The organism is Comamonas sp. SCN 65-56, assembly GCF_001724135.1.
GTDB lineage: Bacteria > Pseudomonadota > Gammaproteobacteria > Burkholderiales > Burkholderiaceae_C > Comamonas_C.
Genome location: NZ_MEDS01000006.1, coordinates 130,528 through 147,939 on the forward strand (window position 1 = coordinate 130,528; position 17,412 = coordinate 147,939).

Below are 17,412 nucleotides of genomic sequence, written 5' to 3' on the forward strand. Positions count from 1 at the left end.
CTTTCAGCGCGGCGCCATGCGCAGCGCGCCGTCCAGGCGGATGACTTCGCCGTTCAGGTGCCCGTTGGTGACGATGTGGCATGCCAGATCGGCGAACTCCTCGGGCTTGCCGAGGCGGGGCGGGAAGGGGATCGATGCCGCCAGCGACGCCTGTACCGCCTCGGGCAGCGTCTTCATCAGCGGCGTGGCGAACAGTCCCGGCGCGATGGTGCATACCCGTATGCCGTGCTGCGCCAGGTCGCGCGCCATCGGCAGCGTCATGCCGACCACGCCGCCCTTGCTGGCGCTGTACGCCTGCTGGCCGACCTGGCCGTCGAACGCGGCCACGCTGGCGGTGAACACCATCGCGCCGCGCTCGCCGTCATCCATCGGCTCCAGCTTTGCACAGGCGGCAGCAAACAGGCGCGCGGCGTTGTAGGTGCCGATCAGGTTGACGTTCACCACCTTGATGAAGTCTTCGAGCGGCGCGGCATTGCCGTCCTTGCCGATCACGCGCTTGGCCGTGCCTATGCCGGCGATCTGCATCAGGATGCGCGCCGGGCCGTGCGCCGCCGCGGCCTGGGCGATGGCGGCCCGCATGCCCTCGCTGCTGGTCACATCGACCGCAATCGCCAGGCCACCGATCTCCCTGGCGACGCGCTCTGCCTGCTCACGGTGCATGTCCAGCACCGTCACCTTGGCACCGCGCTGCGCCAGTTCGCGCGCCGTGGCCTCGCCCAGGCCGGAGCCGCCTCCGGTCACGAGTGCTGCCTGTCCCTGAATCTGCATTGAAATACTCCTGATGTGATAGCTATCAGCGCTTGTCACACAAGCGCCAAAGGCCTTTTCTCATTGAAATTCAGACCGCCGGGTTCTCCAGCAGCAGTGCCATGCCCTGTCCGCCGCCGACGCAGGCGGAGCTGATGCCCCACTTGACGCCCGCGCGGCGCATCTCGCGCGCCACGGTGAGGGTCAGGCGCACGCCGGTCATGGCCAGCGGGTGACCCAGCGCGATGGCGCCGCCGTTGACGTTGAGCCTGGCCAGATCGAGCCCGAGCTCCTTGGCCACGGCCAGCGTTTGCGCGCCCTGTGCTTCATTGATTTCGATACGGCCGATGTCGTCCAGCGTGAGCCCTGTGCGCTCGAGCAGCAGGCGAATCGCCGGTGCCGGGCCTATGCCCATGATCTCGGGCGGCACGCCCACCGCCGCGGCGCCGACGATGCGCGCCAGCGGCTGCTTGCCTTGCGCTTTTGCGTAGGCGCCCGAGGCCACTACGGCCGCGGCTGCGCCATCGACCAGCGCCGACGAGTTGCCGCCGGTCTGCACGCCACCCTCGAACACTGGCCGCAGCCTGGCCAGCACCTCGATGGGCGAGGGGCGCGGGTGTGTGTCCTGCGCCACTTCGGCGGTCTTGCCCTGCAACTTGATGCTGCGCGGCTTGTAGCCCTCGAGCTCGAATTTCTCGGTGACGACGGACACGATCTCACCGGCGAGGAAGCCGCTTTGCTGCGCCGCCACGGCGCGGGCGAAAGATTCGCTGGCGAATGCATCCACCTGCTCACGCGTGATGCCGTATTTTTTCGCCAGGTTCTCGGCCGTCTGGATCATGTTGATGCCGGGCGCCGGGTCCTTGAGCGCCTCCCACATGTAGTCCTTGAAGGCGACCGGCGCGCCCAGCTTGAAGCCGGTGCGGTGATCGAACGCGGCAATCGGGTTGCGCGTCATGCTCTCGCTGCCGACGACAAGCGCCGCCTCGCAGGCGCCGCCCTGCACATGCTCGCCGGCCTGACGAAACAGCTCGAAGCCGGTGCCGCAGATGCGTTGCACCATGATGGCCGGCACTTCAATCGGCACGCCGGCGTACAGGCCGACGTGGCGCGGCAGAAAGAACTGGTCGAAGTCGCCCGGCGCCATGTTGCCGCAGACCACCGAGCCGATGTCGCCGGCAGCAACGCCCGCGCGCTTCAGGGCCTCGCGCGCCGCCTTTATCCCCAGGTCGGTGGGTGAGATGTGGCCCAGTGCGCCGCAGTAGTCGACCATGGGCGTGCGCACGCCGTCCAGCATCCAGACGTCGTGGAAGGCGGTGAAGAATCCTTTTTGGGCCATGGTCAGTTCCTTTCAAAAGTCAGGGCTTGCTCCTTCCCCCGCTGGGGGAAGGCAGGGATGGGGGCTTGCGTGCAAGCGGTGGAGCCTTCTGGCGCTGCTGGCCTCCACCCCAACCCTCCCCCAGCGAGGGAGGGAGGAACCAGCAGGTGCGTCACGGTTTCGCTCCCGGCTTGATGACCGAGACCCCCGGCGCCTCGTCGTACAGCGCCTGCACCAGCGCATCGCGCACCTTGAGCACGGCGCGCTGGTTGATCGATCCCTTGTCGGTGACCTCGCCCAGGTCGATGGAGGGCGGCTCGGCCAGCAGCGTCAGGCGCGCGATGCGGCTGGCGCTGCCGGTGGCGTGCGCGGCCAGATCGTCTGCCACGCGCTGGAACCGAGCCGTGACCGCCGGGTGCGCGAGCACCTGCGCCAGCGGCGCGTCGGCGGGCAGGCCGGCGAGCGCGCGCACCGCCGCCGTAGTGAACACCAGTGCACCCACCTCGTTGCGGTTGAGGCCGGTGACGACCACGTCCTGGATGTAGGGCGCACCCGCGGCAATCGCCTTGGCGCGCAGCGGCCCGACGCTCACGAAGGTGCCGGTGGCGAGCTTGAAATCTTCGGCGATGCGCCCGTCAAAGCGCAGGCCCTGGTGCGGGTCATCCGCATGCATCCACTGCACCGCGTCGCCGGTGCAGAAAAAGCCCTCTTCATCAAACGAGGCGGCGGTGTCCTCGGGCGCGCGCCAGTAGCCGGGCGTGATGTTGGGGCCGCGATAGCGCAGCTCGATCTTGTCGTCCACTGGTACCAGCTTGCACTGCATGCCCGGCGTGGGCACGCCGAGCTCGCCGGCGCGGATGTTCGGACTGGTCGGAAACAGCCCGTAGGGCGAGGATTCGGTCATGCCGAAGCCGCAGGCCATGACGATGCGCTCGCCCAGTTCGGCTTCTTCGCTTTCGGTGAGCGCATCCCAGACCGACTGCGGCAGAGACGCTCCGGCGTAGAAGAACATCTTCACGCGCGAGAGCAGCTTGCGGCGCAGCTGTGCGTCCTGCTTCATGGCCTGCGCGATCGCGTCAAAACCCGTGGGCACGTTGAAGTACAGCGTCGGCGCGATCTCGCGCAGGTTGCGCAGCGTCTCGCCCACCAGCGCAGGCGTGGGCCTGCCGTCGTCGATGTACATCGTGCCGCCATTGGCCAGCACCATGCCGACGTTGTGATTGCCGCCAAAGGTGTGGTTCCATGGCAGCCAATCGACCAGCACCGGCTTTTCCTGCGTCAGGATGGGCATGGACTGGCGCATCTGCTGCTGGTTGGCGCACCACATGCGGTGGGTGTTGATGACGGCCTTGGGGTTCTTGGTCGAGCCGCTGGTGAAGAGAAACTTGAGGATGGTGTCCGGCCCGGTGGCGGCCTGCGCGGCGTCCACCGCATCCGTTGCCTCGGTGGCCAGGAGTTCGGCCCAGGGCGTGATGGCGCGCCCGGACAGCGCTGGCGCGTCGGCGCCGCGCGAGAGCACCACCTCGCAATCGGCCGGCACGGTGGCGGCGATGGCGCTGGCGTAGCGCGCGCCATCGTCGGCCCAGACCAGGCCGGGCGTGAGTGTCGCCATGATGTGGCGCAGCTTGCCGAAATCCTTGCTCACCAGCGAATACGGCGGCGAGATCGGTGCCCACGGCACGCCCACCCAAAGGCAGGCCAGCGCCAGCTGCGCGTGCTCCAGGCTGTTTTCGCTCAGGATCAGCACCGGACGCTCGGCGGAGAGCCCGCGTGCGAGCAGCGCCTGGCCGATGCGCCGTGCCGTGGCCAGCGCCTCGCCATAGCTCAGATGGCGCCAGTCGCCCAGGCTGCCGTCGGCCGCGCGCACGCGCTGCGCCATGAAGGTGGCATCCGGCGTCTCGCGCGCCCAGCGCGCCAGCGCATCGGACATGCGCGCATCGAACGCCTGCAGCGCCTGCTCGGCCGCGAGGTACTGCACGCCGCCGTCGCCGTCACGCACCGTCACGCGCGTCACGCCGAAAGTCAGGGGGCGAAATTTCGGGCTGCTCATGTCTGTCTCCTGCGGATTGCGGGCGCTCACGCCTTCTTGACCTTGGTGCCCGCCTTGCCGGCCAGGAAATCGCGCACGCGCTGCTTGGCCTCGGGCGCGGATTGGGCGATCGCCGCGATCAGCGCCTCGGTCAGGTAGCCGTGGTCGGCCGACTGCTCGGCGATGCGTGGCAGCGCGTGCATCAGCGCGTAATTGGTCAGCGGCGCATTGGTGGCGATGCGCTCGGCCAGCGCCAGCGCCTTGGCCAGCGCCTCACCCTCGGGCACGAGGTATTGCGCCAGACCCAGGCGCTCGCCCTCGGTGGCATTGACCACGCGGCCCGTGAGCATCATGTCCAGCATGCGGTGCGCGCCGATCAGCTTGGGGATGCGCACCGAGCCGCCGCCGCCGACGAAGATGCCGCGCTGGCCTTCGGGCAGGGCGTAGAAAGTGGTCGCATCGGCCACGCGGATATGGGCGGCTGATGCCAATTCCAGCCCGCCGCCCACCACCGCGCCATGCAGCGCCGCGACGACCGGCACCGGGCCGTGTTCGATGGCGTCGAGCGCCACATGCCAGCCGCGCGAATGGTGCAGGCCCTGGCCTGCATCGCGTTCCTTGAGTTCGGACAAGTCCAGCCCGGCACTGAAGTGCTCTCCTGCGCCGCACAGTACCGCTGCGCGCACGGTCGAAGGCAGGCTTTGAAAGGCATCGCGCAGGGCGGCGATCAGGCCGTCGGAGATCGCGTTGCGCTTGGCTGTGCGCGTCAGCGTGACGATGGCCAGCTGGCTTTGCTCGCCAGTGATTTCCACCGACAGATCTTCGGAGCGGGGCAAGGCAGAGGTGTTCATGGCCTTAATTATTTATAAACAATAACTAAATACAAGTAGGAAAACGGTATGTTTGACTAGGGGAAACCCTCGGTTTGGGCAAAAATGCGTGCCGCTGCCGCGCCGCTTCGGTGCTACGGCGTGCGGGTCAGGCCGGGTGGGTGGTTGCGCGCGAGGCGCGCGTGCTGCACGCGCTCAGAGCGCCGCGGAGCGCATCAGCGCGGTGATGATGCGTTCGGAATAGCCGCTCGCCACTTCGCGCAGAAAGCGGCTGAAATCGACATGCGCGCTGTCGTCGGCGCGGTCAGAGATCGTGCGCACGATGGCGCAGGCGACGTCGTGGTCGTGGCAGGCCTGGGCGACGGCGGCGCCTTCCATTTCCACCGCCAGCGCCTCATGGCCCGCGGCCTGCAGGCTGGCGCGCAGCTGCCTGCATTCCACGGCGGTGCTGACGAAGCGGTCGCCGCTCACGATGAGGCCGGCGTGCACTGCCGGATCTGAGAAAAAACCCGTGCTGGCGCCCGCCACGCCTGCACCAGCAGCTTCCAAAAGCAGAGTGCTCAGTTGGGGATCGCAGGGCAGCAGCGCGCGCCCCTGGCCCGGCAGTTCCCAGCGGGGAAAGATCGGCGAGGCATCCATGTCGTGCTGCAGCGTGCTGCGTGCGACCACGATGTCGCCCACCTTCACCCCATCGCCCAGGCCGCCCGCCACGCCGGTGAAGACGATGCGCCGCGCACCAAAGCGCTCGATCAGCAGCGTGGCGGTGATCGCCGCTGCGACTTTGCCTATGCCCGAGAGCGCGAGCACCGCTGGCCTGCCCTGCAGCAGGCCGGTGTGAAAGCTGCGTCCGGCGTGGGCAACGCTGCGTCGCTGCTGCAAGGCTGCGACCAGACCGCCCTGCTCTTCGGGCAGCGCGCTCAGGATGGCCGTGGTCACTGGCTGGCGGTCAGGTCTTGTCGCGCAGCATGCGTCGCAGGATCTTGCCCACGGGGGTCTTGGGCAGCTCGGTGCGGAACTCGATCACCTTGGGGCGCTTGTAGCCGGTGAGGTTCTCGTGGCAGAACTGGCGCACCTGCTCCTCGGTCAGGCTCTGGTCCTTCTTGACGATCACCAGCTTCACGGCCTCGCCGGTCTTCTCGTCCGGTACGCCGACGACGGCGCATTCCATCACGCCCGGCATCTGCGCCACCACGTCCTCGACCTCGTTGGGGTAGACGTTGAAGCCGCTCACCAGCACCATGTCCTTCTTGCGGTCGACGATCTTGAAGTAGCCACGTGCATCCATGGTGCCGATGTCGCCGGTCTTGAAGTAGCCGTCGGGCGTCATGACCTTGGCGGTCTCGTCCGGGCGCTGCCAGTAGCCGGCCATCACCTGCGGCCCCTTGATCGCGATTTCGCCCGGCTGGCCGCTGGCGGTGATGTCGTGGCCTTCGTCATCGAGGATGCACAGCCAGGTGCTGGGGATGGGCACGCCGATGGTGCCGGAAAACTCCTTGGAGGTGACCGGGTTGCAGCTGGCCGAGGGGCTGGTTTCCGACAGACCGTAGCCCTCGCAGATCGGGCAGCCGGTCTTCTCCAGCCACAGCTTGGCCACCGCGCTTTGCACCGCCATGCCGCCGCCCACCGAGACCTTGAGATGGCTCCAGTCCACGGTGGCGAAATCCGGGTGGTTGGCCAGCCCGTTGAACAGCGTATTCACCGCCGGAAAGCTGTGAAACTTGTGTTGGGAGAGCTCCTTGAGCGTGGCGGCCAGGTCGCGCGGGTTGGGGATCAGCACCGTCTTGCCGCCGGTGCGCATGGACAGCATCATGTTCACCGTGAAGGCGAAGATGTGGTAGAGCGGCAGCGCGCAGATGCTCGTGGGCTGCTCGCCCTCCGGCACCTTGGCCATCACCGGCGCATTCCAGGCCTCGGACTGCAACACGTTGGCGATGATGTTGCGGTGCAGCAGCACCGCGCCCTTGGAGACGCCGGTGGTGCCGCCGGTGTACTGCAGCAAAGCGATGTCGTCGGGTTTGATGGCCGGTGCGGTGAAACGGGCACCCGCACCCTTGGCCAGCGCGTCGTTGAAGCGCACCGCGCCGGGCAGCTCGAAGGCCGGCACCAGCTTTTTGACCTTGCGCACCACGTGGTTGACGATTGCGCCCTTGATCAGGCCCAGGCGGTCACCCATCGCGCACAGCACCACATGCTTGACCGGCGTGGCGGCGATGCAGGCCTGCAGCGTGGCGGCGAAGTTCTCGATGATGACGATGGCTTCGGTACCCGAATCCTTGAGCTGGTGCTCCAGCTCGCGCGGGGTGTAGAGCGGGTTGACGTTGACCACGACGAAACCCGCGCGCAGCACCGCTGCCACCGCCACCGGGTACTGCGGAATGTTGGGCATCATCAGCGCCACGCGCGCGCCGCGCGCCAGGCCCAGGCTCTGCAGGTAGGCCGCGAGCTGGCGGCTTTGCGCATCGGTCTGCGCAAACGTGGTGTCCTTGCCCATGAAGCTGTAGGCCGTGCGATTGGCGAAATCCCGGAAGGCCTGCTCCATCAGCTGCACCAGCGACTGGTACTGCGAAGCGTCGATATCGGCGGGTACGCCTTGCGGGTAGGCGGCAAGCCACGGGCGGTCGGTCATTGTCCAGTCTCCTGATTGCGGGGTTGATGGTGTCTGACCGTCCCTGCAGCCCACGCCGCGAAAAGGCACGGTCGTGCTTTTTTCTCGATTATGCCTTTGCGCCCCGGGCGAGTGAATGCGGGTTTCCTCCCCCCGCGCAGGGATTCCTCAGCCTTTGAGCGCCACCAGCACCTCGTCCAGCATCTTCTTGGCATCGCCAAACAGCATGCGGTTGTTGTCCTTGTAGAACAGTGGGTTGTCCACGCCGGCATAGCCCGAGGCCATGGAGCGTTTCATCACGATGCTGGTCTTGGCCTTCCAGACTTCGAGCACCGGCATGCCGGCGATCGGGCTGGTGGGGTCTTCCGCCGCGCTGGGGTTCACGATGTCGTTGGCGCCAATGACCATCGCCACGTCGGTATCGGGGAAGTCCTCGTTGATCTCGTCCATCTCCATCACGATGTCGTACGGTACCTTGGCCTCGGCCAGCAGCACGTTCATGTGGCCTGGCATGCGGCCGGCGACGGGGTGGATGGCGAAGCGCACGTTCACGCCCTTCTCGCGCAGCGTCTGGGTGATCTCATACACCGTGTGCTGCGCCTGGGCCACGGCCATGCCGTAGCCCGGGACGATCACCACTTCCTTGGCCTCGCGCAGCAGCTCGGCGGTCTCTGCCGCGCTGATGGGCGTGACCTCGCCCTGCGGCTCGGCAGGGTCGCCCTTCTTCGCCGCCGTTGCGCCGCCGCCGGAGCCGAAGCCGCCGGCAATGACGCTGACGAAATTGCGGTTCATCGCATTGCACATGATGTAGCTCAGGATCGCGCCCGAGGAGCCCACCAGCGCACCGGTGACGATGAGCAGGTCATTGGACAGCATGAAGCCCGTGGCCGCCGCCGCCCAGCCCGAATAGCTGTTGAGCATGGAGATGACCACGGGCATGTCCGCGCCGCCGATGGCCATGATCATGTGCACGCCCAGCACCAGTGCGATCACCGTCATGGTCAGCAGCGGTGCCATGCCGGCCTGCGCGTCGGGCGCGGCAAGAAAGCGCCCACCGAGCCAGACCATCACCAGCAGCAGCACCAGGTTGAGCCAGTGGCGCGCGGGCAGCAGTACCGGCTTGCCGCCGATCTTGCCCGACAGCTTGCCAAAAGCGATGACCGAGCCCGAGAAGGTGTAGGCGCCGATCAGGATGCCGATGTAGATCTCCACCTCGTGGATGATCTTCTCGACCCCGGTGAACTGGATCGAGGTATCGACGTAACTGGCGAAGCCCACGATGCACGCGGCCAGGCCCACCAGGCTGTGCATCAGCGCAATCAGCTCGGGCATCTGCGTCATCTTGACGATGCGCGCGGCCCACAGGCCGATGCCGCCGCCGATTACCAGCGCGCCAATGATCCAGGCAATGCCCGAGGCGTGCACGCGCGGGCCGAAGACCGTGGCCAGCACGGCAATCGCCATGCCTATCATGCCCAGCAGGTTGCCGCGGCGGGACGTTTCGGGGTTGGAGAGCCCTCCCAGGCTCAGGATGAAGAGGATGGCAGCACCCAGGTAGGCCACCGTCACAAGGCTTGCAGACATGGTTGTTCTCTTTCTCGGGTGGTTCTGGGCTTACTTGCGGAACATCGCCAGCATGCGTTTGGTGACGGCAAAGCCGCCGAACATGTTGATGCCGGTCAGCACCAGCGCCGCAAACGCCAGCCAGAGGATGAGCGTGTCCGGCCGCCCGTTTTCACCCATGCCGGGCGGCGCAATCTGGATCAGCGCGCCGATGGCGATGATGCTGGAGATGGCGTTGGTCACGCTCATCAGCGGCGTGTGCAGCGAGGGCGTGACGTTCCACACCACCATGTAGCCGATGAAGCAGGCGAGCACGAACACCGTCAGGTGCCCGAGGAAGGCCGTGGGCGCATACGCGCCTATGGCCCAGAACAGCACCGCCAGCACCGCGAACACGATGGACAGCGTCTTGCCTGACATCGGCGCGCCCGGCCCGTGGCTGGATTTTTTCTCAGGCATGGGCGCTGCCGCGGCCCTGGGTGCGGGCGCCGGGGCCTGCTTGAGCGGCGGCGCGGGCCAGGTGATCTCGCCATCCTTGGCGACGGTCAGGCCGCGGATCGCGTCGTCTTCCATGTTGACCACGGCCACCCCATCCTTGGCCTTGCACAGTTCTTCGGTCAGGCGCAGCAGGTTGGTGGCGTACAACGTGGACGACTGCTTGGCCAGGCGCGAAGGCAGATCGGTATAGCCGACGATGGTCACGCCGTGGCGCACCACCGCCTCGCCGGGCACCGTGAGCTCGCAGTTGCCGCCCTGCTCGCCGGCCATGTCCACGATCACGCTGCCGGGTTTCATGCTCTGCACCATCTCGGCGGTAATGAGCTTGGGCGCTGGCTTGCCCGGGATCAGCGCGGTGGTGATGATGATGTCGGCGCTTTGGGCCTCGGTGGCGTACATCTGGCGCTGCGCGGCCTGAAAGCCCTCGCTCATCACCTTGGCGTAGCCGCCGCCGCCCGAGCCCTCTTCCTCGTAGTCCACCTTGACGAACTCGCCGCCCAGCGACTTGACCTGGTCGGCCACCTCGGCGCGCGTGTCGTTGGCGCGCACGATGGCGCCCAGGTTGGCCGCCGTGCCAATCGCCGCCAGGCCCGCCACGCCGGCGCCGGCAATGAACACTCGCGCCGGCGGCACCTTGCCCGCAGCCGTGATCTGGCCGTTGAAGAAGCGCCCGAAGGCGTTCGCCGCCTCGATCACCGCGCGATAGCCCGAAACGCCAGCCGTGGAGGTCAGCGCATCCATCTTCTGCGCGCGCGAGAGCGTGCGCGGCAGGCAGTCGATGGCCAGCACCGTGGCCTTCTTTGCCTTGAGCTGCTCCATCAGCTCGGGGTGCTGCGCCGGCCAGATGAAGCCGATCAGCGTGCGGCCTTCAGGCATCAGCGCCACTTCCTCGCTGGAGGGAGGCCGCACCTTGAAGACGATGTCCGACTTCGCCCACAGCGTGGCGGCGTCGGGCAGCACCTCGGCCCCAGCGGCGCGATAGGCGTCGTCGCTGAAGTTGGCGCCATCGCCGGCGCCCGACTGAATCGCCACCGCAAAGCCCAGCTTGATGAGCTTCTCAACGGCATCGGGCACGGTGGCCACGCGCTTTTCGCCGGCCAGGATCTCGGCGGGCACTCCGATCAACATGGTGATTTCTCCTCGGGTTGCGCAGGCGGCTGCGCGGTGTGTGTTTGGGACGGTATTTTTACATGGGCTTGCAATGCAAGACATCCCTGGCCGCCCGGGCGCCCATAATCTGCGCGCCTGCCACCACACTGCAAGGACTGGAAAGCACCGATGTGCCAGCTGCTGGGCATGAATGCCAACACCCCGACCGACCTGCGCTTCAGCTTCACCGGCTTTGCCGAACGCGCCGGCCACACCGACCAGCATACCGACGGCTGGGGCGTCGCCTTCTTCGAAGGCAAGGGCCTGCGGCATTTTGTCGATCACCAGCGCGCGGTGGATTCCCCGGTGGCCGATCTGATACGCAGCTACCCGATCAAAAGCGAAAACGTCATCGCCCACATCCGCAAGGCAACCCAGGGCGAAGTACTGCTGGAAAATTGCCACCCCTTCGTGCGCGAGCTCTGGGGCTGCTACTGGGTGTTTGCGCACAACGGTGATCTGAAGGACTTTCGCCCGCGTCTGCACGCGCAGTTTCACCCCGTGGGCAGCACCGACAGCGAGCACGCTTTCTGCTGGATCATGCAAGAGCTCGCCAAATCGCATGCCGGCGTGCCCAGCATTGCGGAACTTACGCTCACATTAAAAGAGCTGGCAGCGCATATTGCGCCGCGCGGAACCTTCAATTTCCTGCTATCCAGTGGCCAGGCGCTGTGGGCGCACGCCAGCACCCAGTTGCACTACATTGAGCGCCAGCACCCCTTCGCCACGGCGCAGCTCAGCGACGAGGATCTGAGCTTGGACTTCGCCACCTGCACCACACCCGCCGACCGCGTGGCGGTGATTGCCACCGCACCGCTCACCCGCAACGAAACCTGGACCGCGATCGCGCCCCAGGCCCTGCATGTGTTCGTCGATGGTCAGTGCCTGGCGCACTGAGCGCCGTTGAAAGAAAACGAAACCTCAAGATGCAAAGCTGGTTCTACATCCTGGTCGCGATCGTCGGCGAAGTCCTCGGCACCTCGGCGCTGAAGTCGGCCAACAACTTCACCAACCCGCTGCCCTCGCTGGTCGTGGTCGTCGGCTATGGCCTGGCCTTCTACTTTCTTTCGCTGGCGCTCAAGACCATTCCCGTGGGCCTGGCGTACGCCGTCTGGGCGGGCCTGGGCATCGTGCTCGTCGCGCTGATCGCCTGGGTGGTACACGGCCAGGCGCTCGATGCCTGGGCCTTCGTCGGAATCGCGCTCATCGTCGCGGGCGTGCTGGTGCTGAACCTGCTTTCAAAGACCAGCGTGCATTGAGCCATTCGAGCGGCAACGCCCAAGCATCGACACGACGGAGTCAAGCAAAACCTTGGCTGCCCGCGACCTGATTCAACCCCAAGGAGCACGCATGATTCGATCCATCCTCATGGCCGCCCTATGTACTCTGGGCATGGCCGTCCAGGCTGCGCCGGCCGACTATGTGCTGCGCAATGCCAAGGTCTATACCGTCAACGAGCACCAGCCCTGGGCCCAGGCGCTGGCGGTGCGTGGCAAGGACATCGTCTATGTCGGCAAGGACGAGGACGCGGCGCTCAAGGAGCACATCGGTGCCGAGACCCGGGTTGTGGACTTGCAGGGCAAGATGGTCGTGCCCGGCTTCATCGACAGCCACACCCACCCGCTGCTGAGCAGCTTCATGACGGCCGGCGCCGACCTGCAGCATGAAACGCGCGAAGAAATGTTGAGCGCGCTGCAGCAGTACGCGCGCGAGCATCCCACGGGCCTGGTGAGCGGCTTCGGCTGGCGCACCGACATGTTCGGCCCCGAAGGCCCGAACCGGCGCGAGCTCGACCGCATCTTTCCCGACCGCCCCGCCTACATGCTGAACATCGACTACCACAGCATGTGGTTCAACAGCCGGGCGCTGGAGCTGGCGGGCGTGACCCGCAACACCCAAGACCCCGCCCCCGGCTTCGCCTTCTGGCAGCGTGACAAGGACGGCGAGCTCACCGGCTACGCGGTGGAGCCGGCGACCTACATGGATGCGCTCAACAAGCTGGTGCCGCTGACGCCCAAGACCTTTGGCGCCTACGCCGGACGATGGATGCCCAAGGCTGCCGCCGCCGGATTGACGGGCGGTTTTGACGCAGGCGTGCCGCCGGTGGCTGATCAGGGCGATCTGCTTTCGGCTTACCTGGAGTTGGAGCAGCGCGGCGAGCTGCTGCTGCGCCTGGGTGTCTCGTACGCCACCCGCGGGCCGCAAGACCCGCCACCCCTGCCCGGGCTGAAGGCGGTGCAAAAACGCATCCACTCCGAACGGGTGCACGTGGCCGCACTCAAGATCATGGGCGACGGCACCGAAGGCGGCTGGACGGCCGCCATGCTTGAACCCTATGCCGACAAGCCCGAGACGCGCGGCACCACCACCTTCAGCAGCGCGCAGTTTCACCAGCTCATTGCCGAGGCCGACAAGGCGGGCGTGAACGTGCATGTGCATTGCGACGGCGACGCCTGCACGCGCACCGTGCTTGACACGGTGGAGGCGGCGATCGCGGCCAACCCGCCGCGCGACCGGCGCCACACCATCTGCCATCTGGTGAGCATAGCTCCGGCCGATGTGCCGCGCTTTGGCAAGCTGGGCGTCATTGCCCAGGTGGGCGTGAACTGGGCCACGGCCGACCCCGACAGCCTGGGTGTGCTGCGCCCACGCCTGGGGCCGCAGCGTTTTGAAAACAACGTTTATCCGGCACGTGCGCTGGTGGAATCAGGCGCGCGCGTGACGCTGGGCACCGACTGGGCTGCCGCAGGCTATTTTTCCACCTACAAGCCGCTGGACGTGATCCAGATCGGCATGACGCGCCAGCTCATCGGCAAGCCCGACGCGCCCATTCTGCCGCGCAAGGATCAACGCATGACGCTGGCGCAGATGCTCAAGGGCTACACCATCGATCCGGCCTTCCAGATCGGCCTGGAAAAGCAGGTGGGGTCGCTGGAAGTGGGCAAGCGCGCCGACCTGGTGGTGCTGGGGCGCAACCTTTTTGACGTGGCGCCGCACGATATCCACAAGGTGGCCGTGGTGGCCACGATGATGAACGGGCGCCTGACGCACGGCAGTCTGCCTGCCGCCGCGCGCTGAGGCGCAAACCGGCGCAGGCCTACTTCTTGCCGTAATCGCCCACCTTGGAGCGAAACGCGATCGCCATGCGGCTCCAGCTGTTGACCGCGATCACCGCCAGCATGAGATCGACGATGCCTTTTTCGTCTGATGTCTCCAGGTCAACGTGGCAACCCGAGACCGCGCTGTGCGATCAGGCTGCGCTGGATCTCATTCGTGCCTATGCTGATGACCCACATCAGCGAATGGCGCAATTGCTGCTCGAAACGACCAAGGTCAACGGCACTTGGGGCGCTTTGCGATAACGCGGCGAGAGGCCCCAGCAATTCAAGCGCGGCTTCGCCGTAGCGCTCCATCAGTTCACCGGAAAAAACCTTGCTGATGGCTCCAAGCTCGGGCGGCGTCGCACCACTGGTGGCCAGTTCGGCACAGTGAATCATCAATCGACGACCGACCTCGATCTCCGCTGCAATAGTGCCGATACGGTCTCGTACGACATGATCGTCGCGCAGAGATGGTCGTGCGCGCAACTCTCGGCACAGCTGGTCGAAACCATGCGCTACCTTGAGCACGATACCTCCACCAATCAGCCCACGTTCGTTGGCGAGCGCGGCGGTCAACACCTTCCAGCCGCCGTTCACAGGCCCAACGATGTGGTTGCGCGGGATGCGTACATTGTCATAAAAAATGTTTGCAAAACTGCCGTCGTACATCGTGGCAGCCGGCTTGACTGTGATTCCGGGCGTATCCATGGGCACGATGAACATGCTGATGCCGGCCTGCCGAGGATGCGCGTCACGATTGGTCCGCGCTGCCAGGAACATGTACTTTCCCCAGTAGGTCGTGGTCCAGATCTTCTGGCCGTTGATCACCCAGTGATCGCCATCAAGCTCGGCGCAGGTCTTCAGTGACGCCAAATCAGATCCGGCATCTGGCTCGCTGTAACCCATGCCATGCATTACTTCGCCGCGCAGAATCTCGGGCAGATACTTTGCCTGTTGCTCGGGCGTGCCGAACATCAGCAACGCATTCGCCTGAACCGATGCACCAAGTCGCGGAGCCTCGGCGCGCTCCATGACTTCAATGAACGCCAGTTGTTCCAGCGGTGGCCGCGCTTGACCGCCATGCTCTTTGGGCCACGACAAGCCAAGCCATCCGGTCTTGCCGAGATCAAGAGCGAACGAGGCATCGAACTCACGATCGTGGAACGGCTGGGCATCGAACGCGGCCTTGCGCGCTCCACTCCAATGTTTGGCGAGCCATGCGCGGACCTGTTCACGAAACGCATTGCCGGCGGGCCCCAGGTTGTACTCCGGCAACCCTGCTTCGCCATCGTCAAGCAACCTGGCCGCCAGCGCCGCACGCGCCTGACGTGCGCCGCCAAGGACCAGCGTGTCCAGGTGCGCGCGCCGGAAGTGACGTGGAGCCTCATGCTCTTCGGCGTAGCCGATCGCGCCAAAGACGTGCTGCGTCTCGAGCGACACCTGCCGCAGCGCGTGGGCGCCGAACGCGATTGCGGCGTTGACGTAGTAGTGCCAGTCGGCAACACCGAAATCGTGACTCTCAGCTGCGTATTCGATGGTCAAACGCGCGCCTTCGAGAGCAATCAGATTGTTTGCCAGTTTGTGCTGGATGGCCTGGAAACGGCCAATGGGCTGCCCGAACTGATGCCGCTCCTTGACGTAGGCGACCGCCATATCGAAAGCACGCTGCGCGGCGCCATACGCGCGCGCGAGCAACAACAAACGTGCGATGAGCTGCAGGTCGACAAGCCGCAACTCGTCGACGGTCAGTACTTCGGCTGGAACCGCGCACAGCGTGACCTCGGCCCAGCAGTCGGTGCCTAGCGCTCGCGATGGTGTGACAGCGACGCCCGGGTGCGCCAGGTCAATGACGGCCAGCCCGTCAGGCGTTGCCAGCAACAAAATATTCGCCGCTGCGGCACCATCGACGAACCGCAGCGTGCCGTACAGCAGCCCACCCTCAAGCGCCAATGTCGCCGCGTGTGGATCGGGATCGAGCTCGCCGAATGACACGACCACCAACGCGTGGCCACTTTGAACGCGTTCGAGCAACCGCGTGGCGGCCGGCTCGACCGACGACGCGAATGCGAGGTTCGCCAATGCTGCGCCGAGCTGGGGCACGGGGGCCGCAGCGCGGCCGAGCTCCTGCATTGCAATCACCAGTTCCCGCAAACCGCCTTCTTCGGCGTTTGCACCGAGAGCGGCAAGCCCTTGGCGGACAAGACCGGTCCACAGCGCCGCGGTTTCGGAAATGTCGCGACCGCGTTCGACAGCGCGGGTAGCGGGCCAGTGCGTATCGAGAAAGCCGCGCAGTGAATCACGCAGCATGGTGCGTTCCTCAGCGCTTGGCAGCGCAGCCAAGTCAACCGCCCTTGCCATCATGCCAGTGCACCCAAAGCGCCCTGCGACTGCAATTCCTCCACCCTCTCGTCTGACAAGCCCAGCATCTCTTGCAGCACCTCGGTGGTGTTCTCACCCAACCCTGCGAGACGCGGTTGCGCCGCAAGTGGCGTCCCGGACATCTTGAATGGGGCGTTGGCGACGAGAAAATGGTCACCTCCGACGTTGAGTTCGGCCATGCTGCCTCGCGCGGTCACCTGGGGATCGTCCATGGCCTCCGCGACGCTGCGGTAGCGAGAGCACGGCACGCCAGCCCTCATCAACGTGGCCTCGCATTCGGCGCCGCTGCGCTCGCGCGTCCAGTCTTCTATCAGCTTGAGCAACGCCGGCCAGTTCGCCTCCTTCGTCGCGACGGTCGCAAAGCGCGGGTCGTTCTTGCCCTGCGGATAACCGATCATGTCGAACAGTACGTCAAGGTTTTTGCGCGTGACGGCTGCCACCATCACATACCCGTCGGCCGCCTGCACCGGTTCATAGACTTGGCGCGGACGTTCGGGAGGGAACTGCGCCGCCTGGATCTCGTAGATCAGCATGCCCAGTACCGAGTCCATCAGCGATACGTCGATGTACTGACCACGGCCGCTTCGCGCGCGCTCATACAGCGCCAGCTGAACTGCGCCGAAAGCGTGCGCTGCGCCTAGTACGTCGGCAATGAAAATCCCATTGTTCGCCGGCCGTCCACTGCCGCGTTGGTACTCGTTATAGGCCGTCTCGTATCCCGATGCGGCATGAATCACCGGCGCATAAGCCGGCGCTTGCGCCCTGGGGCCGATTTGGCCGAAACCCGAGATCGATGCATAGATGAGCTTCGGATTTTCAGCCGCAAGCGTTTCGTAATCGAGTCCGAGCCGCTTCATTACGCCTGGGCGAAAATTTTCGACCACGACGTCCGCTCTAGCGGCAAGCGCACGCGCGAGGCACCTGCCTTCGTCCGTGCGCAGATCGAGCACGACGCTGCGTTTGCCGCAGTTCATTGAAGCGTAATACGTGCTGGTGCCGTTGAGCAACGGTGGCCGCTGACGCACGACATCGCCGTCGGGCGATTCGATCTTGACCACGTCGGCACCGGCATCGGCAAGCATGCGCGTGCACATGGGCCCTGACATCACGATCGTGAAATCGAGGACCGTGATGTCGGCCAAGGCCGCTGGGCGGGGGGGGATCGGCTGTGTCATGGCTCTGCAATAAAAAAA

Annotated in this window: 13 protein-coding genes; 3 read left to right on the forward strand and 10 right to left on the reverse strand. The window is 65.8% G+C overall.

Annotation, left to right across the window (positions count from 1 at the left end):
• Nucleotides 1-3: 3 nt before the first annotated feature.
• From ABS45_RS04545 to ABS45_RS04580, 8 genes are all read right to left on the reverse strand, one after another.
• Nucleotides 4-768, reverse strand: a complete 765-nt coding sequence (locus ABS45_RS04545; RefSeq protein WP_291553458.1) for an SDR family NAD(P)-dependent oxidoreductase — start codon at nucleotides 766-768, stop codon at nucleotides 4-6.
• Nucleotides 769-838: 70 nt separating this feature from the next.
• A complete protein-coding gene (locus tag ABS45_RS04550; RefSeq protein WP_291553460.1) occupies nucleotides 839-2,086 on the reverse strand; it encodes a thiolase family protein in 1,248 nt (415 codons plus the stop codon).
• 151 nt (nucleotides 2,087-2,237) lie between these two features.
• The gene (locus ABS45_RS04555; RefSeq protein ID WP_291553462.1) at nucleotides 2,238-4,115 is read right to left on the reverse strand and encodes a feruloyl-CoA synthase; all 1,878 of its coding nucleotides are present in this window, start codon (nucleotides 4,113-4,115) and stop codon (nucleotides 2,238-2,240) included.
• Between the two features lie 26 nt (nucleotides 4,116-4,141).
• Nucleotides 4,142-4,945 (reverse strand): crotonase/enoyl-CoA hydratase family protein, encoded by an 804-nt coding sequence (locus ABS45_RS04560; protein ID WP_291553464.1) that lies wholly within the window; start codon nucleotides 4,943-4,945, stop codon nucleotides 4,142-4,144.
• 174 nt (nucleotides 4,946-5,119) lie between these two features.
• Entirely contained in the window at nucleotides 5,120-5,860 is a 741-nt protein-coding gene (locus ABS45_RS04565; RefSeq protein ID WP_291553466.1) for a 5'-methylthioadenosine/adenosylhomocysteine nucleosidase, read from the reverse strand.
• A 10-nt stretch (nucleotides 5,861-5,870) separates the two neighbouring features.
• Entirely contained in the window at nucleotides 5,871-7,550 is a 1,680-nt protein-coding gene (locus tag ABS45_RS04570; RefSeq protein ID WP_291553468.1) for a long-chain-fatty-acid--CoA ligase, read from the reverse strand.
• A 147-nt stretch (nucleotides 7,551-7,697) separates the two neighbouring features.
• Entirely contained in the window at nucleotides 7,698-9,113 is a 1,416-nt protein-coding gene (gene pntB / locus ABS45_RS04575) for a Re/Si-specific NAD(P)(+) transhydrogenase subunit beta (RefSeq protein WP_291553469.1), read from the reverse strand.
• Nucleotides 9,114-9,143: 30 nt separating this feature from the next.
• Nucleotides 9,144-10,718 (reverse strand): Re/Si-specific NAD(P)(+) transhydrogenase subunit alpha, encoded by a 1,575-nt coding sequence (locus ABS45_RS04580; protein WP_291553471.1) that lies wholly within the window; start codon nucleotides 10,716-10,718, stop codon nucleotides 9,144-9,146.
• A 150-nt stretch (nucleotides 10,719-10,868) separates the two neighbouring features.
• Between ABS45_RS04580 and ABS45_RS04585 the strand changes: the two genes are divergently transcribed.
• From ABS45_RS04585 to ABS45_RS04595, 3 genes are all read left to right on the forward strand, one after another.
• Nucleotides 10,869-11,636 carry a class II glutamine amidotransferase gene (locus ABS45_RS04585; protein WP_291553472.1) on the forward strand — a complete coding sequence of 256 codons (768 nt, stop codon included), beginning with the start codon at nucleotides 10,869-10,871 and terminating at the stop codon, nucleotides 11,634-11,636.
• Between the two features lie 29 nt (nucleotides 11,637-11,665).
• Entirely contained in the window at nucleotides 11,666-11,998 is a 333-nt protein-coding gene (locus tag ABS45_RS04590) for a multidrug efflux SMR transporter (protein WP_291553474.1), read from the forward strand.
• Nucleotides 11,999-12,089: 91 nt separating this feature from the next.
• Complete coding sequence (locus ABS45_RS04595; RefSeq protein ID WP_291553476.1) at nucleotides 12,090-13,817, forward strand: amidohydrolase family protein; 1,728 nt, start codon at nucleotides 12,090-12,092, stop codon at nucleotides 13,815-13,817.
• A gap of 140 nt (nucleotides 13,818-13,957) precedes the next feature.
• On the opposite strand, the gene ABS45_RS04600 is transcribed toward ABS45_RS04595, so the two are convergent.
• Nucleotides 13,958-16,147 (reverse strand): acyl-CoA dehydrogenase, encoded by a 2,190-nt coding sequence (locus ABS45_RS04600; RefSeq protein WP_291553477.1) that lies wholly within the window; start codon nucleotides 16,145-16,147, stop codon nucleotides 13,958-13,960.
• 50 nt (nucleotides 16,148-16,197) lie between these two features.
• On the reverse strand, nucleotides 16,198-17,361 hold the full coding sequence (locus ABS45_RS04605) for a CaiB/BaiF CoA-transferase family protein (protein ID WP_291553479.1): 1,164 nt from the start codon (nucleotides 17,359-17,361) through the stop codon (nucleotides 16,198-16,200).
• Nucleotides 17,362-17,412 lie beyond the last annotated feature (51 nt).

Excerpts from the sequence above, each read along its gene's own strand:
- ABS45_RS04580 (WP_291553471.1), bottom strand. The coding sequence starts at position 10,718 with ATGTTGATCGGAGTGCCCGCCGAGATCCTGGCCGGCGAAAAGCGCGTG.
- ABS45_RS04585 (WP_291553472.1), top strand. The coding sequence starts at position 10,869 with ATGTGCCAGCTGCTGGGCATGAATGCCAACACCCCGACCGACCTGCGC.
- ABS45_RS04555 (WP_291553462.1), bottom strand. The coding sequence starts at position 4,115 with ATGAGCAGCCCGAAATTTCGCCCCCTGACTTTCGGCGTGACGCGCGTG.
- pntB (WP_291553469.1), bottom strand. The coding sequence starts at position 9,113 with ATGTCTGCAAGCCTTGTGACGGTGGCCTACCTGGGTGCTGCCATCCTC.
- ABS45_RS04550 (WP_291553460.1), bottom strand. The coding sequence starts at position 2,086 with ATGGCCCAAAAAGGATTCTTCACCGCCTTCCACGACGTCTGGATGCTG.
- ABS45_RS04570 (WP_291553468.1), bottom strand. The coding sequence starts at position 7,550 with ATGACCGACCGCCCGTGGCTTGCCGCCTACCCGCAAGGCGTACCCGCC.
- ABS45_RS04545 (WP_291553458.1), bottom strand. The coding sequence starts at position 768 with ATGCAGATTCAGGGACAGGCAGCACTCGTGACCGGAGGCGGCTCCGGC.
- ABS45_RS04595 (WP_291553476.1), top strand. The coding sequence starts at position 12,090 with ATGATTCGATCCATCCTCATGGCCGCCCTATGTACTCTGGGCATGGCC.
- ABS45_RS04600 (WP_291553477.1), bottom strand. The coding sequence starts at position 16,147 with ATGCTGCGTGATTCACTGCGCGGCTTTCTCGATACGCACTGGCCCGCT.
- ABS45_RS04590 (WP_291553474.1), top strand. The coding sequence starts at position 11,666 with ATGCAAAGCTGGTTCTACATCCTGGTCGCGATCGTCGGCGAAGTCCTC.
- ABS45_RS04560 (WP_291553464.1), bottom strand. The coding sequence starts at position 4,945 with ATGAACACCTCTGCCTTGCCCCGCTCCGAAGATCTGTCGGTGGAAATC.